This window comes from Streptomyces sp. NBC_00057, assembly GCF_045041165.1.
Classification (GTDB): Bacteria; Actinomycetota; Actinomycetes; order Streptomycetales; family Streptomycetaceae; genus Streptomyces.
The window spans coordinates 2,893,582-2,907,844 of sequence record NZ_CP108256.1 but is presented as its reverse complement, the minus strand read 5'-3'; the positions used below and the strand labels follow the sequence as shown (position 1 = coordinate 2,907,844).

At 68.5% G+C, this 14,263-nt stretch carries 14 protein-coding genes and 2 pseudogenes; 8 read left to right on the top strand and 8 right to left on the bottom strand.

Features of this window, described 5'->3' with window-relative positions:
* Nucleotides 1-15 precede the first annotated feature (15 nt).
* On the bottom strand, nucleotides 16-696 hold the full coding sequence (locus OG953_RS13415; RefSeq protein ID WP_405684369.1) for an N-acetylmuramoyl-L-alanine amidase: 681 nt from the start codon (nucleotides 694-696) through the stop codon (nucleotides 16-18).
* Between the two features lie 61 nt (nucleotides 697-757).
* On the opposite strand from OG953_RS13415, the gene mnmA reads away from it, so the two are divergent.
* Nucleotides 758-1,888 (top strand): tRNA 2-thiouridine(34) synthase MnmA, encoded by a 1,131-nt coding sequence (gene mnmA / locus OG953_RS13410; protein ID WP_405684368.1) that lies wholly within the window; start codon nucleotides 758-760, stop codon nucleotides 1,886-1,888.
* 340 nt (nucleotides 1,889-2,228) lie between these two features.
* On the top strand, nucleotides 2,229-2,957 hold the full coding sequence (locus tag OG953_RS13405) for a hypothetical protein (RefSeq protein WP_405684367.1): 729 nt from the start codon (nucleotides 2,229-2,231) through the stop codon (nucleotides 2,955-2,957).
* A 113-nt stretch (nucleotides 2,958-3,070) separates the two neighbouring features.
* On the opposite strand, the gene OG953_RS13400 is transcribed toward OG953_RS13405, so the two are convergent.
* From OG953_RS13400 to OG953_RS13385, 4 genes are all read right to left on the bottom strand, one after another.
* Complete coding sequence (locus OG953_RS13400; RefSeq protein WP_329835399.1) at nucleotides 3,071-3,271, bottom strand: hypothetical protein; 201 nt, start codon at nucleotides 3,269-3,271, stop codon at nucleotides 3,071-3,073.
* 479 nt (nucleotides 3,272-3,750) lie between these two features.
* A complete protein-coding gene (locus OG953_RS13395) occupies nucleotides 3,751-3,972 on the bottom strand; it encodes a hypothetical protein (RefSeq protein ID WP_405684365.1) in 222 nt (73 codons plus the stop codon).
* A 529-nt stretch (nucleotides 3,973-4,501) separates the two neighbouring features.
* On the bottom strand, nucleotides 4,502-4,696 hold the full coding sequence (locus OG953_RS13390; protein ID WP_405684363.1) for a DUF397 domain-containing protein: 195 nt from the start codon (nucleotides 4,694-4,696) through the stop codon (nucleotides 4,502-4,504).
* Between the two features lie 11 nt (nucleotides 4,697-4,707).
* Nucleotides 4,708-5,562 carry a helix-turn-helix domain-containing protein gene (locus OG953_RS13385; protein ID WP_405684362.1) on the bottom strand — a complete coding sequence of 285 codons (855 nt, stop codon included), beginning with the start codon at nucleotides 5,560-5,562 and terminating at the stop codon, nucleotides 4,708-4,710.
* Between the two features lie 290 nt (nucleotides 5,563-5,852).
* Here OG953_RS13385 and OG953_RS13380 point away from each other — a divergent pair, with 290 nt between their 5' ends.
* Entirely contained in the window at nucleotides 5,853-6,320 is a 468-nt protein-coding gene (locus OG953_RS13380) for an ATP-binding protein (protein ID WP_405684360.1), read from the top strand.
* A gap of 94 nt (nucleotides 6,321-6,414) precedes the next feature.
* On the opposite strand, the pseudogene OG953_RS13375 reads toward OG953_RS13380, so the two are convergent.
* Nucleotides 6,415-6,853: pseudogene (locus OG953_RS13375) on the bottom strand (alpha/beta hydrolase); the annotation flags it as partial.
* A 174-nt stretch (nucleotides 6,854-7,027) separates the two neighbouring features.
* Here OG953_RS13375 and OG953_RS13370 point away from each other — a divergent pair.
* Nucleotides 7,028-8,656 (top strand): IS200/IS605 family accessory protein TnpB-related protein, encoded by a 1,629-nt coding sequence (locus OG953_RS13370; protein ID WP_405684358.1) that lies wholly within the window; start codon nucleotides 7,028-7,030, stop codon nucleotides 8,654-8,656.
* 4 nt (nucleotides 8,657-8,660) lie between these two features.
* Here the strand turns inward: OG953_RS13370 and OG953_RS13365 are convergent.
* A pseudogene (locus OG953_RS13365) lies at nucleotides 8,661-9,017 on the bottom strand (alpha/beta fold hydrolase); the annotation flags it as partial.
* A 94-nt stretch (nucleotides 9,018-9,111) separates the two neighbouring features.
* Nucleotides 9,112-9,447 carry a DUF427 domain-containing protein gene (locus OG953_RS13360; RefSeq protein ID WP_405684357.1) on the bottom strand — a complete coding sequence of 112 codons (336 nt, stop codon included), beginning with the start codon at nucleotides 9,445-9,447 and terminating at the stop codon, nucleotides 9,112-9,114.
* 100 nt (nucleotides 9,448-9,547) lie between these two features.
* On the opposite strand from OG953_RS13360, the gene OG953_RS13355 reads away from it, so the two are divergent.
* The 4 genes from OG953_RS13355 to ligA are packed head-to-tail and all read left to right on the top strand — an operon-like array spanning nucleotide 9,548 to nucleotide 14,115.
* Nucleotides 9,548-10,087, top strand: coding sequence for a TIGR00730 family Rossman fold protein (locus OG953_RS13355; protein WP_114246802.1), 540 nt, complete (start codon nucleotides 9,548-9,550; stop codon nucleotides 10,085-10,087).
* Between the two features lie 42 nt (nucleotides 10,088-10,129).
* Nucleotides 10,130-10,819, top strand: a complete 690-nt coding sequence (locus OG953_RS13350; RefSeq protein WP_401990222.1) for an SDR family oxidoreductase — start codon at nucleotides 10,130-10,132, stop codon at nucleotides 10,817-10,819.
* 47 nt (nucleotides 10,820-10,866) lie between these two features.
* Nucleotides 10,867-11,892, top strand: a complete 1,026-nt coding sequence (locus OG953_RS13345) for a methionine synthase (RefSeq protein ID WP_405684356.1) — start codon at nucleotides 10,867-10,869, stop codon at nucleotides 11,890-11,892.
* Between the two features lie 30 nt (nucleotides 11,893-11,922).
* Nucleotides 11,923-14,115 (top strand): NAD-dependent DNA ligase LigA, encoded by a 2,193-nt coding sequence (gene ligA / locus OG953_RS13340; RefSeq protein WP_405684355.1) that lies wholly within the window; start codon nucleotides 11,923-11,925, stop codon nucleotides 14,113-14,115.
* Nucleotides 14,116-14,263: the final 148 nt, after the last annotated feature.

Sequence of the window (14,263 nt, the reverse complement as noted above, 5' to 3'; positions counted from 1 at the left end):
GGGCGGGCCTCGTGGTCACCGCGCGCCCGCCGCCCTGACCAGCTTCAGATACCGGTCCCAGTCCCAGTGCTTCCCCGGATCGGTGTGGTCCGTGCCCGGCACCTCCACATGCCCGATGATGTGCTCGCGGTCCACCGGCATCCCGTACCGCCCGCATATCGCCGCCGTCAGCCGCGCCGACGCCCCGTACATCGCCGCCGTGAAGTCCTGCGGCCGGTCCACGAAGCCCTCGTGCTCTATGCCGACACTGCGCTCGTTGTACGACCTGTTCCCCGCGTGGAACGCCACATCCAGCTCACGGATCATCTGCGTCACATGGCCGTCCTTGCGTACCACGTAGTGCGCCGCCGCCCCGTGTCCCGGGTCCTGGAAGACCTTCACCGCGCTCCGGTAGCTGCCCTGGGTGACATGGATGACGACCCGGTCGATGGGGTAGTCGGCGGGGCGGTCGGCCCGCCGCCAGTTCGCCGGGGACGCCGATATCCACTCGGCCCGCGCGAAATCCACCTCGCCCGGTGTCCGGGGCTTGTCCACGCCGGGCAGTCGCCACCAGGCACGCTCCAGCTCTTCCCATGCCAGCGCGGCCGTGCCTGCGGCTGTGACGGCAGCGCCGATCAGCAGCCCGCGCCGGCTGATGCCGTGCCCGGACTTCGCCCCCGCGGACCCCTTGGCGCCCGCCGTCCTCTTGCTGCCCATGTGATTCACAACGCATATCCGCGAGCGTTCGGTTCCCGGCGCCCCGTACTCTGGTGGAGCTATGACTGAGACTTCCCAGCGCCCCCTCCGTGTGCTCGCCGCCATGTCCGGCGGTGTCGACTCCGCCGTCGCCGCGGCCCGCGCCGCCGAGGCGGGCCACGACGTGACCGGTGTGCACCTCGCCCTCTCCGCGAACCCGCAGTCCTTCCGTACCGGAGCGCGTGGCTGTTGCACGATCGAGGACTCCCGCGACGCGCGCCGCGCCGCCGATGTCATCGGCATCCCGTTCTACGTCTGGGACCTCGCGGAACGCTTCCGCGAGGACGTCGTGGACGACTTCATCGCCGAGTACGAGGCCGGTCGCACCCCCAACCCGTGTCTGCGCTGCAACGAGAAGATCAAGTTCGCCGCGCTGCTCGACAAGGCCCTCGCGCTCGGCTTCGACGCCGTGTGCACCGGCCACTACGCCACCGTCGTACTGAACGAGGACGGCAGCCGCGAGCTGCACCGCGCCTCCGACATGGCCAAGGACCAGTCGTACGTCCTCGGCGTCCTGGACGAGAAGCAGCTCGCCCACGCGATGTTCCCGCTCGGTGACACCTTCACCACCAAGGACGAGATCCGTGCCGAGGCCGAGCGCCGGGGCCTCGCCGTCGCCAAGAAGCCCGACAGCCACGACATCTGCTTCATCGCCGACGGCGATACCCAGGGCTTCCTGGCGAGCCGGCTCGGCACGGCCGAGGGCGACATCGTCGACGAGTCGGGTACGAAGGTCGGCACCCACGAGGGCGCCTTCGGCTTCACCATCGGCCAGCGCAAGGGCCTGCGCATCGGCCACCCCGCCGCCGACGGCAAGCCGCGCTACGTCCTGGACATCTCCCCGGTGAACAACACGGTGACGGTCGGCCCGGTCGAGTCCCTCGACGTCACCGCGCTCACCGCCATCAAGCCCCGCTGGTGCGGCACGGCCCCGGCCGGCCCCGGTGCGTACACCGCCCAGCTCCGCGCCCACGGCGGCGAGACGGAAGTGACGGCCGAACTGGTCGACGGAACGCTGAACGTCACCTTCACCGAGCCGGTACGCGGCGTGGCCCCCGGCCAGGCGGTCGTGCTGTACGACGGCACCCGGGTGGTCGGCTCGGCGACTATCGCGACGACGGTGCGAGGGGAGACCGCGGCGGCATCCGGCTGACCGCCGGGGCCGGTACAGAGCCCATTCCAACCCGACGGAGTGGCCGGGCGGTTGGTGGACGGCTTACGAAGCGAAGCTCCTGGTAGACGGGTTCACGACATCGGCGGTCCACCGGGAGTGCTCTCGAACCTGGGCTCGACGAACAGCGCCAAGTAGTCCCGCCGCGCCCCGGCCACCGATGAACGCGCACACCAGAGGCTCGCCCACACCTCTCTCCGGGGGTGCCGCTCTGGCTCCGATCCGCTTCCGCCTGGCCATCGCCGCCTGAGCCCGTGGGTCACTCACTGGCACTACGCTGTGAGGAGTTGACGCAGCGCCAGTGGAGCGGACGGGGGACCACGTGACGCAGGACGACGCGACGCAGGACGAGGGCCGGATGGACGTGGACTCCATAGTCCGGGCGGCTACGGAGGTTGCGAAGGTCGCTGAGGAACGCGGCACGCCTATTAACCACTACATCGCCGCTGGCAACATGGCCATCAACCTTGGTCGGATTGAGGGTGACCAGCACGCATCCGACCAGGATCTGTCAGGTGTGGCCGAGCCCGCTGCGGCTGCATCCGCACGGCCGGAGTCGTTGGCGGAGCAGCGGCAGAAGTTCCACTTTGAGTTCCTGAACCACTCGCTCAAGCAAGCCGAGTGGACGTTCCGCCTCAGCGTTTGGTTTATGACGGGCGGTGCTCTGGTGATCCTTGCGGGGGCGGTCCTGGCGCTCGTGTATGCCGGGAACCCAGACGTCAGCTTCCTGCCATACGTTACGGCCCTGACGGGTGCGCTGATCACAGTTGGGGGCGGAGCGTTGGCGTTGCATTCGAAGCGCACGATGGCCAACCTCACGAAGCAGGCGGAGCACAACGAAGGTAAGATCGATGTTGATCACAAGCTCGAAATGGCCACGATCTTCATTGACCGTGTGGACGACCCGGAGCGCAAGGACCGGCTCAACTCGGCCGCAGCGATGAAGGCGCTCGACATGCAGTCGAGTCCAGAGGTGATGGTCGACCGCCTCTTGCCTGGGCAGGAGCCCCGGCAGCTCGGTGAGATCGAGCCGGGCGGTTCCACCCGCTGAACAGCACGAGGCCCCCGGAGATACCGCCGGGGGCCTCGTGCGTACTCGCTGGGCCTGGGGAGGCCGGGGCGGGGTCTCGTGCGCTCCGTGGTGCCACCGGAGGCCGGGACGACCTACGCGGAGGGCTGGGACTGCGATCCCTCCGGTTGTTCTTCCTCAGTGCGCTCCTGCTTCAGGTCACGCCAGGCGATCCGAGCACGACGTGCCGAAGCGAAAACGTCGGGCAACTGGTCGAGGAACCCCCGGATGGCGAAGAGCAGGATCGACAGCACACCAAAGAATGCGAGGATGCCGAGCGTCACGGCCGCGTCCAACAGTCTCAGTACCTTTCAGACAGGTGACCGAGCCGGGTCTCTTGCGCAGGGCATTCGTCAGCTCGGCCACGGTGAAGTGGCTCGAACCGAGAAGCCCCACGCTCGACGTAACGCTGGGTGTCTCAGTGGCCGAGGCGGGTGCGCTCGGCAATACAGTGGTTGGTGCGCTAAGTCCGTGGCGAGTCGAATGCTCCTCAAGCGACTTTGCGAGCCGACATCGATTGGATGTGACCGGCAGGTATCCAACCCGCCTGTCTCATCCCGGTCTCGCGCCTCCTGGAACGCCCTGCACCATCTGGATGCAGATCACAAGAAGCGAAGCAAAGGGCTTCGACTGCGTGCGAGAGCTTGCAACCTCCCACACGCAGAACTGATGGTAGGTCAAGCGCACTCGGTCGCGCAGCTCCACCTGGCACAAGTGAGCCCCGTCTCAGTCGGAATTGACTGGACGGGGCTCAGGTGCCGGAGACCGGGGCGACCTACGCGGCGATGGGCGGCTCCTCGTCATCCGCCGGGGGCGGCAGCTCCTCGTCAATCCGGGGCGGAAGCTCGGGCCCCTTGAAGCGCTGCCAGGCGTCGCGGACTCGACTGGCCGAGTCCATCATCTCTGGGATCTGGTCGAGCAGCCCCTTCAGGGTGAAGAGGAGGATCGAGGTCACGCCAGCGGCGGCGAGAATGGTGTTGGTAGCGGTGTCGTCCACCGACCCTTGCCTTCCCTGTCATGGGTCGGATCGGGTGCGCAGGCAGCCTCGATCCGAACCCAACGGTTCGGAACGAGACACCTGCGCCGACGCGGTACGCGGATGTTCTCGGGTGCGGCCCCGGGAGGGCCGCCGTGCAGCAAGATTCAAAAATGCAGAAGTATGTATGTAGGTCGCGCCATCCAAACTGCTTTGCCTACGCGTCTCGGGTGCCTTGCACCCCGGGCTCATCAGGTTCGGACGGTCCTGACCGCCTCGTTTAGGCGATCAAGTGCGCGTTTGATGCAGTACGTGTGTGTATGTATGTGAGTATGCGCAAGTGTGTATGAGTTCAGCAATCTTACCGATGTCAAATGTACCACCGGGTGATGCGCCGTCAAATGTAACGCCACCCCGTCATTTAGCAGTTGATATGACGGAGTGGCGGGCTGGGTGTAACTACTCGATAGCCTCGATCTATCAGGGGCGCCAGGTCGGGCCTGACGCGGTGGCCGTCCGGGTGTCTCTCCCGAAGTTCGGTGTTTCTCGATCAGCTGAGACCGATCCCGTCGGCCTTCACTCCGAGCACCAGCGCACGGAGTGCGGCCCGGTTCGTCGTGACGACGCGTTCCGGGCTCTCGCTCTCGCGGATCGCGATGTCTGTGCCCTCTGCTACGGCAACCTCGACGCAGTTGTTGCCTCCTGCGTCGGAGAACGACGACTTCTGCCAATGCAGGCCGGACACGTGAGGCACCTCTACAACTCTTTGAGGACTGAGCGGATGAAATCCCTGGACTTGACGGGAGTCAACGCCACCTTCTCGACCATGTCCAGCCTGGTACGGAAGTTCGCCAGCTGTGTGGGGGAGTCGATGAAGACGGCTCCGGTGGGCGAGTCCAACTGCACCGTGTCCAGATGCTGGTTGGGGGCCTCTGCATACAGGACGGACGAGTCGCCGAGGAGCGGGAAGCCACCGGCTGCGAACGGGATGACGTGCAGCGTGACATTGGGGCGTTCACTTGCATCCAGCAGGTGCAGAAGCTGAGCGCGTGTGACAGCGAGGCCTCCGATCTGCATCCTGATCGCGGCTTCGTGGATCACGCCGGTGTAGGGGATCGGGTGTTCTCCCATGACCACCGACTGGCGGGCCAAGCGGTGTGCCACGCGTAGTTCGATTTCGAGGCGCGGCATGGCCGGGACGAAGAGTTCGAAAATCGCGCGCGCGTGGTCCTCGGTATGAAACAGGCCAGGAAGGTGCGCGATCTGGACGGTGCGTAGGCGCACGGCGTAGTGCTCAAGGGCCGATACATCCAGAAAGCCCGGCGGGATCTTGCCCCGGTACTCCTCCCACCAGCCTGACTTCCGTCCGCCGGTCAGCCCGGCCAGTGCGTCGACAAGGGGGAAATCGTTGCACTCATAGATGCTGGCGAGTCGACGCAGGCGCTCTTCGCTGACGCCGAAGCGGCCGGCTTCCACATTGGAGATGACCGTACGGTCGGTGCCCAGGAGATCGGCCGCTACAGGGGCGGTCATGCCTGCGCCCTCGCGCAGCCGCCGAAGTTCGATGCCGAATCGACGTTGCAGGATGGTTGGGGTCTGTCGCGGTGCCATGCGCCCTCTCCTTGGTTCGCGCACAGTGTGCCTATTCGGAGCCCAACGTTCTACCGAGTGCGGGAAGTTAACTCTTCGGAGTGACTTGGTAGCACCGTTATGAGTTTCTCTCTTACTCTGTGATGCGTGCCACTCGCGCAGTCGATGACGGAAGCGCACCGATCCACCCCGCCCACCCGGGAACGGCGGGCCCCGGACCGGCATTGCCACCGCCACCCCAGCCGCAACCGCCCGTGGCGCACGTCCACTTGAGACCACTCGACCACTCGCACGCACCTCAGGAGGTGTCCGTGAGGGCTGAACCCACCCCCTACGCCCCGCACATCCACCAGCACCCCGCCCCCATCCCGTTCGCCGAGCCCTGGAGTTACGAGCTCGCCTTCCCCTGCGACCCGCGCAGCCCCCGCATCGCCCGTACGACCCTCCGGGCCATCCTCGGTGCTCATGAACTCGACGAACTCAGTTACCGTGCCGAGCTGTTGACGTCCGAACTCACCACCAACTCCGTGCGGCACACCAAAGGGCCCGCAGCCGTCCGGCTCCAGTGGCGGCACCCCGTACTCCGGGTCAGCGTGTGGGACATGAGCCCTGACCTGCCCAGGCCGTACGCCCCGCCCGCCGACCCCCACGCCGAAGCTGGGCGTGGCATGGCCATCCTCGAACTCGTCGCCGACCGCTGGGGCGGGTGTGCCATAGGCGAGGGGGCGTACGGGCCGGGCGGCAAGACCGTCTGGTTCGAGCTCGGACTCGGAGCCTGAGCTCGGCGAGGCGAGGCCCCGCGCGGCCACGTCCGACCCCTGTACGGGCGTGGCCACGCGGGGCAGATCGAGGAGGGGCCCGAAGGCCCCGGGCTCAGGAAGCCTGGCGCGCGTACATGTCCCTGCCGAAGAACTCCGCCAGCACCGGGCCTGGGGAGCCAGATCGCGCGTCCGGCCTGTCCGGGTGCGGTGGCGGGCGCGCGGGAGTGCGTCCGCGAGGGCGCGGGTCGACAGCCAGGCCCGGGTGGGGCTGAAGCCGCCGCAGACCACCAGCGTCCGTGACGTGACGGACGCGAACCGCTCGGCCGGGATCGGCTGTCCCCGAGCAGCGCGCCGTCGTACGCGAGCATGTGGGCCAACGACACCAAGCCGGGCCACAGCGGTGCACGTCGCATCCGGACGATCATGTCGGCCGGGACGCCCGTCACGGACAGGAACAGCTCCACGGCCCCGCCGCGGTCCCCGGCGGACAGCAGCCGGTGCAGCCGGGCCGTGCAGCAGGCCTTGAACTGCACCCCCGAGGCCCCGGGGGTTGTGAGCTGCTGTCGGTTTGCTGAGCTGAAGTGCGTTGGAGTGAGCAGGAGTGGGTCCTGTCGGCGGCTTCGCGGGGCGGGAACGGTAGTTCTGGGGCCGAATGGGTGACCTTGGCGGCTGGTGCTCGTTGGGCTGGGTAGTGGTTGTCCGGTCTCGTGGGAGGGGGTGTTGTGGTGGGTGGTGTGCGGGAGTTGGCGGCATCCTTCGTGGTGCCCGGGCCTTGTGGGGTGGCGGTCCGGGACCGTCTGAAGCACCTCACGCCCCGGGACGAGAAGGTTCTGCGTGCGGTCGGTGAGTATCAGGGGCGTCTGGCTTCGCGTGATCTCAGGGCCCGTTGTGCGGATGGTCTGGAGCACGGCGCGGACACCTGGGCGTCGCGTAAGCGGGGCCTGACCGCTCAGCCGTCGTCGCGGATTGCCGGTGCGATCACCAAGGCCACCCATGATCAGTGGGCGCTGGCGCGCCGTTGTCAGGCGGCGCACATCCGGAATCTGGAGGCCGGGATCGGGACGCTGCGGCACCGCCTGTCCCTCCCCATCGGCGCGAGGGGAACGAAGCGGGCAGCCGGTGGCTACCGCTCCAAAGGCGAGTGGTTCCACAAGTCCCGCCGCCTCGCTGTACTGGAGGCCCGGCACGATGCCGCGGTCCGTGACCGGCAGGCCGGACGTGTCCGGGTCGTGCGGGGCGGCAGACACCTCCTGAACACCCGCCACCACCTCACCGACGCCCGGCTGACCGAAGAGCAGTGGCGAGAACGCTGGGAAGCGGAACGCTGGTTCATCGCCGCCGACGGCGAGTCCGGGAAACGGTTCGGGAACGAAACGATCCGCGTCACCCCGGACGGCGAGGTCAGCATCAAACTGCCCGCCCCGCTCGCACACCTGGCCAACACCCCTCATGGCCGCTACGCCCTCACCGTCCGTATCGGCTTCGCGCACCGGGGCGTGGAGTGGGCCGACCGCATCACCGCGAACCGGGCCGTCGCCTACCGCATCCACCTCGACACCCAGCGTGGCCGCTGGTACCTCACCGCCTCCTGGCAACGCCCCGCCGTGCAGACCATCCCGCTGGCCACCGCCCGCGCCCGGGGCATGATCGGCGTCGACACCAACGCCGACCACTTCGCCGCCTACCAACTCGACCAGCATGGCAACCCGGTCGGTGACCCGCACCGTTTCCCCTACGACCTGTCCGGTTCGGCCGGTCACCGCGACGCCCAGATCCGCCACGCACTGACCCGGCTGATCCACTGGGCCAAGCAGGCCGGTGTCGCCGCGATCGGCATCGAGGACCTCGACTTCACCACCGAGAAGACCCGCGAGAAGCACGGCCGCCGGAAGCGGTTTAGGCAGCTGATCTCCGGCATTCCGACCGGAAAGCTCAAGGCCCGGCTGGTCTCCATGGCTGCCGAACAGGGCCTGAGCATTGTCGCGGTCGACCCCGACTACACCTCGATGTGGGGTGCCCAGCACTGGCAGAAACCGCTGGCCACCCCCAAGCGAAAGATGTCCCGTCACGATGCCGCCGGCATCGCGATCGGACGACGCGCCCTCGGACACCCGGTCCGGCGTCGGACGGCACCGCCCCCACACGACCGGAGCGATCGTGCGGGGCATCGGACCGCCCAGGCCAGGCCAGGCACCCGAGGACGTGAGGGAACCCGCCCACCCGCAACGGACCACGCCCCCAGAGACGTGCCGCCGAACGGGACGCGAAAGCGGCAACCCAGTGCATCCAACACCGTTCGGGATGCACCCAGTACACATCGGTGGGTCCAGGACCCACTCATGCACACTGGCTAGGAACGGTGTAGGGCGGTTGGTAGACCGCCAGCAGGTCGGCGGGAAGCCCCGCGGCCCGGGCCTCCAGGGCCAGTGCCCCGCCGGCCCCGACGCCGAACACCGAGGCTCGGCCGCCCACCACGGCGACGAGCGCGGCCAGGTCCCCGATCTCGCGTTCCACCGAGTACGGCCCGCTGTCGCCGCTGGAGCCGCGCCCGCGCCTGTCGTACGTGACCACCTCGAAGTGCGGCGCGAGGAGGCGCGCGAGGGGAGCCTCGGTCGCCGCCGTGCTCAGAGCCCCGCCCACCAGGATCACCGGCGGCCCTTCACCCCGGCGCCGATACGCGATCGAAGTGCCGTCGCGGGAGAGAGTCTTGTCCATGTGAAGGTTGACTGCGATGCCGCGAAAAAGTCACCGCTTCGGCCGAGAGTTTTTGAGATTCTTCAATTCCCAAGGTCACAGCGGTGCTTGACGATCAGTCGGAGACCGTCTCGGTGTCGTAGAAGCAGAAGTGGCCCTTGATCGCGGCGACTTCGGGCTTGGGTTCCGGATACGCCCAGACGAGATCGGCCGCGTCCGGCAGCGACCAGTAGGAGGCATCGCCCTTGAACGGGCAGTGGGTGTGTGTGTCCGAAGCGGTCAGGAGTTCCGTACGGACGTCCTCGGGCGGCAGGTAGTAGCGGACCGGACAGCCCGTCTCGCGCAGTACGAGCGGGCGCCGGCTCTCGGCGAGCACCTGCCCGTCACGCACCACACGTACATGCTCGGTGCCGGGTTCGACGGTGATGATGTGTCCTCGTGTGGAAGTCATGTCTGGTTCAGCGGCGTCGCGGGCCGGTTTCTTCCCCGGCGTCGGCCGGATTTCCACTCGCGCGCCCGGGTGTGTCAGTGGTGGCCCTTACGGTGTCTGCATGAACATCTGCGTTTTCCTCTCCGCCGCCGACCTCGACGACCGCTACACCCGGCCCGCCCGCGAATTCGCCGAAAGGCTCGGCCGGGGCGGACACACACTGGTCTGGGGAGGGTCGGAGAGCGGGCTGATGAAGGTCGTCGCCGACGGGGTGCAGGAATCGGGCGGACGGCTGGTCGGGGTATCGGTCGACTTCCTGGCCGCGAAGGCGCGTACCAATGCGGACGAGATGGTGATCGCGCGCGATCTCGCCGAGCGCAAGGCGCTGCTCCTGGAGAAGGCCGACGCGGTCGTGATCATGGTGGGGGGCACCGGGACGCTCGACGAGGCGACCGAGATCCTGGAGCTGAAGAAGCACGGCAAGCACGACAAGCCGGTGGTCCTGCTCAACACGGCGGGCTTCTACGACGGGCTGCGCCAGCAGTTCCAGCGCATGGAGGACGAGGGCTTCCTGCCACTCCCGCTGACCGACCTGGTGTTCTTCGCGAAGGACGGCGTGGGCGCCCTGGCCTACCTGGAGGAGTGGTCCGGCCTGCGGTGACGCGGCGGCGGGGCGCGATCAGTGGAGTGCGATCATGGGGGCATGTCCACTCATGTCATCACCGGCGCAGGCTCCGGCATCGGCGCAGCCGTCACCCGTCGTCTCCTGGAGCGCGGTGACGAGACCGTGCTGCTGGCCCGTGACGCGGGCCGCGCGAAGGAGCTGGCCGCGCTCCACCCCGGCGCCCGTACGCTCGTCGGTGACCTCTCCAACCCGGACCGGCTCTCCTGGGCGTTCGCCCAGCAGGCGATGCCGGAGCGGGTCGACTCGCTGCTGCACATCGCGGGCGTCGTGGAGCTCGGCAAGGTCGGTGACCTCACCCCCAAGGCATGGCACTTCCAGCTCAACGCCAACCTGGTCGCGCCCGCCGAGCTGACCCGGCTCTTCCTGCCGCAACTGCGGGTCGCCCAGGGCCATGTGCTCTTCGTGAACTCGGGCGCCGGTCTCGCGGCGCACGCCGAGTGGAGCGCGTACGCCGCGAGCAAGCACGGCCTGAAGGCGCTCGCCGACTCGCTGCGCCACGAGGAGCACGCGAACGGCGTCCGGGTGACGTCCGTCTACCCGGGGCGCACCGCCAGTCCCATGCAGGCCAAGGTCCACCAGCAGGAAGGCAAGGAGTACGACCCCTCCCGCTGGATCGACCCGGAGTCGGTGGCCACCACGATCCTGATGGCTGTCGACCTGCCGCGCGATGCCGAGGTCAACGACCTCACGGTGCGCCCCGGGCGCTGATCGCCACCACCGACCGGACGGGGCGTGCACGGCCTTAGGCTTCCCGTGTGAGCGAGAAGAGCAAGTTCAGGGGTTGCCCGGCCACCGGAATCGGTTCCATGCCCGGGGGAGACGCACGGGAGGCGGCGAAGACCGTCACCGGGTCCTTCGGGGACGGCGAGGGCCTGCCGTATCTGGCCGAACTGCCGGCCCGCGGGCCCGGTGCGGACATGATCGGGCGCACCATCGGGCTGCTCGTCGACCTGTACGGCCATGTCGAGCCCAGTGGCTGGCGGGTCAGCGACCGGCCCGGACGGGACACCCGCCGGGCCAGGTCCTGGCTCGGCGAGGACCTCGACGCCCTGGAGGAGTTCACCCAGGGATACGAGGGGCCGCTCAAGGTCCAGGCGGTCGGTCCCTGGACGCTGGCCGCGGCACTGGAACGGCGGGGCGGCGAGGCCGCGCTCGGCGACCCGGGGGCCTGCCGCGACCTGGCGGGCTCACTGGCGGAGGGACTGCGCGCCCACCTGGCGGAGGTACGTCGCAGGGTGCCGGGCGCCGAAGTGATCCTCCAGCTCGACGAACCGTCGCTGACCGGCGTACTGCGCGGGCGGATCAGGACGGCGAGCGGCTACCGCACCTACCGGGCCGTCGACCGCCAGATCGTGGAGGGCACCCTTCGCGATGTCCTGGCGGCTGTCGGGGACGGGGCGACGGTCGTTCACACCTGTGCACCCGATGTGCCGTTCGCGCTGCTGCGCCGGGCCGGGGCCGACGGTATCTCGTTCGATTTCTCGCTGCTCACCGAGCGTGAGGAGGATGCGATCGGGGAAGCGGTCGAGGGCGGCACCCAGCTCTTCCTCGGGGTGGTGCCGGGCACCGACCCGGCCTCGGGCGGATTGTCGGACCCGGGCGGTAGCGTCATGGGTGTCAGGACGCTGTGGCGCAGGCTGGGGCTGAATCCGGGGACTCTGACAGAGTCCGTGGTGATCACCCCGTCGTGCGGGCTCGCGGGTGCCTCGCCCGCGTACGCGCGTGCCGCGCTCGCCCACTGCGCCCGGGCCGCGAGATCGCTCGCAGACAACCCTGAGTGACGGGGCAACGGGTAACGGGAGGACGAGACGATGGCCGGCGAACAGCAGATGTCAGTGCCCGCACAGGCTCGGGAGCAGCATGCACTCCTTGCCGAGCAGATCGAGGAGCACCGCTTCCGGTACTACGTGAACGACCAGCCGGTCGTGAGCGATGCCGAGTTCGACCGGCTGATGCGCGCGCTGGAGGCCCTGGAGGAGACGTATCCGCAGCTGCGCACGCCGGATTCGCCGACACAGAAGGTCGCGGGGCCGTACCGGACGGAATTCACCTCCGTCGAGCACCGCGAGCGGATGCTCTCGCTGGACAACGCCTTCGACGACCTGGAGTTGGCGGCCTGGGGCGAGCGGATCGCCAAGGACGTCGGCACCACCGACTACCACTTCCTGTGCGAGCTGAAGGTCGACGGACTCGCGGTCAACCTCACCTATGAGCACGGGCGGCTGACCCGGGCCGCGACCCGCGGCGACGGCCGCACCGGCGAGGACATCACCCCCAACGTCCGTACGATCGCCGAGATCCCGCACCGGCTGAGGGGTGAGCGGATTCCGGCGCTGGTCGAGATCCGCGGCGAGGTCTTCTTCCCGATGGAAGCCTTCGAGGAGCTCAACGCCCGGCTCGTCGAGGCCGACGACAAACCGTTCGCCAACCCGCGCAACGCGGCGGCGGGTTCACTGCGCCAGAAGGACCCGAAGGTCACCGCCACCCGCCCGCTGCACATGGTGGTGCACGGCATCGGCGCCCGTGAGGGCCTCGACATCGACTGCCTCTCGCACACCTATGAGCTGCTGCACGAATGGGGTCTGCCCACCGCCAAGCACAACAAGGTGGTGGATTCCCTCGACGGGGTACGGGAGTTCATCGCGTACTTCGGCGAGAACCGGCACTCCGTGGAGCACGAGATCGACGGCGTCGTCGTCAAGCTCGACGAGATCCCGCTCCAGGGCCGGCTCGGCTCCACCTCGCGCGCCCCGCGCTGGGCGATCGCCTGGAAGTACCCGCCGGAGGAGGTCAACACCAAGCTGGTGAACATCCGGGTCGGCGTCGGACGCACCGGCCGGGTCACCCCGTACGCCCAGGTCGAGCCGGTCGAGGTGGCGGGCTCCGAGGTCGAGTTCGCCACCCTCCACAACCAGAACGTGGTGAAGGCGAAGGGCGTCCTCATCGGGGACACGGTGGTGCTCCGCAAGGCGGGCGATGTGATCCCGGAGATCCTCGGCCCGGTCGTCGATCTGCGTGACGGCACCGAGGAGGCGTTCGTGATGCCGACGCACTGCCCCGAGTGCGGTACGGAGCTGCGGCCCATGAAGGAGGCCGACATCGACGTCCGCTGTCCCAACGCGCGGTCCTGCCCCGCGCAGTTGCGGGAGCGCCTCGCCTATCTCGCGGGCCGTAAGTGCCTCGACATCGACCACTTCGGCTATGTCGCGGCCGCGGCCCTGACCAAGCCGCTGGAGCCCGAGGAGCCGCCGTTGCGCGACGAGGGCGATCTCTTCGGGCTGACCGTCGAGCAGCTCCTGCCGATCCGGGCCTATGTCCTGGACCAGGACAGCGGACTGCCCAAGCGCGATCCGAAGACCGGCGAGGAGAAGACCGCCTGGGTCTTCGCGAACCAGCAGGGCGAGCCGAAGAAGAACGCCCTCGCCATGCTCGACGCCATCGCCGCGGCCAAGAACGCCCCGCTCGCCCGGATTCTCACCGGGCTCTCCATCCGTCATGTGGGCCCGGTCGCGGCCGAGGAACTGGCCCGTCAGTTCCGCTCCATCGACCGGATCGACGAGGCGACCGAACAGGAGCTGGCCGACGCGGACGGGGTCGGTCCCGTCATCGCCGCTTCGGTGAAGCAGTGGTTCGCCGAGGACTGGCACCGGGAGATCCTGCGCAAGTGGCGGGAGGCCGGGGTCCGGATGGAGGACGAGGGAGCGGGGGAGGAGGTCGGGCCGCGCCCGCTCGAAGGACTCACCGTCGTCGTCACCGGCACGCTGGCCGGACACACCAGGGATGGCGCGAAAGAGGCGCTCCAGCGCAGGGGGGCGAAGGTCACGGGTTCCGTCTCGAAGAAGACCTCGTTCGTGGTCGTGGGTGACAACCCCGGTTCGAAGTACGACAAGGCGATGCAGCTGAAGGTGCCCGTGCTGGACGAGGACGGCTTCGCCGTACTGCTCGAACAGGGTCCGGATGCCGCGCGCGAGGCGGCCGTACCCGTCCAGGAACCGGCGGAATAGGACGGATCTCCGTCGCATATCCGGCGCAACGGGGCAGAACTCCGTCGGGCGGCCCCGAAACGGGGTCGATCGGCGGATGAGTGGTGAACGGGTGGGCAGAAAGGGTGTAGACGGACGGACAGGGACAAGGGTTGTCGTCGGGGGGCCG

Coding starts and splice junctions, on each gene's coding strand:
- OG953_RS13385 (WP_405684362.1), bottom strand. CDS start 5,562: ATGGCACCGCGACAGACCCCAACCATCCTGCAACGTCGATTCGGCATC.
- mnmA (WP_405684368.1), top strand. CDS start 758: ATGACTGAGACTTCCCAGCGCCCCCTCCGTGTGCTCGCCGCCATGTCC.
- OG953_RS13360 (WP_405684357.1), bottom strand. CDS start 9,447: ATGACTTCCACACGAGGACACATCATCACCGTCGAACCCGGCACCGAG.
- OG953_RS13350 (WP_401990222.1), top strand. CDS start 10,130: ATGTCCACTCATGTCATCACCGGCGCAGGCTCCGGCATCGGCGCAGCC.
- ligA (WP_405684355.1), top strand. CDS start 11,923: ATGGCCGGCGAACAGCAGATGTCAGTGCCCGCACAGGCTCGGGAGCAG.
- OG953_RS13355 (WP_114246802.1), top strand. CDS start 9,548: ATGAACATCTGCGTTTTCCTCTCCGCCGCCGACCTCGACGACCGCTAC.
- OG953_RS13415 (WP_405684369.1), bottom strand. CDS start 696: ATGGGCAGCAAGAGGACGGCGGGCGCCAAGGGGTCCGCGGGGGCGAAG.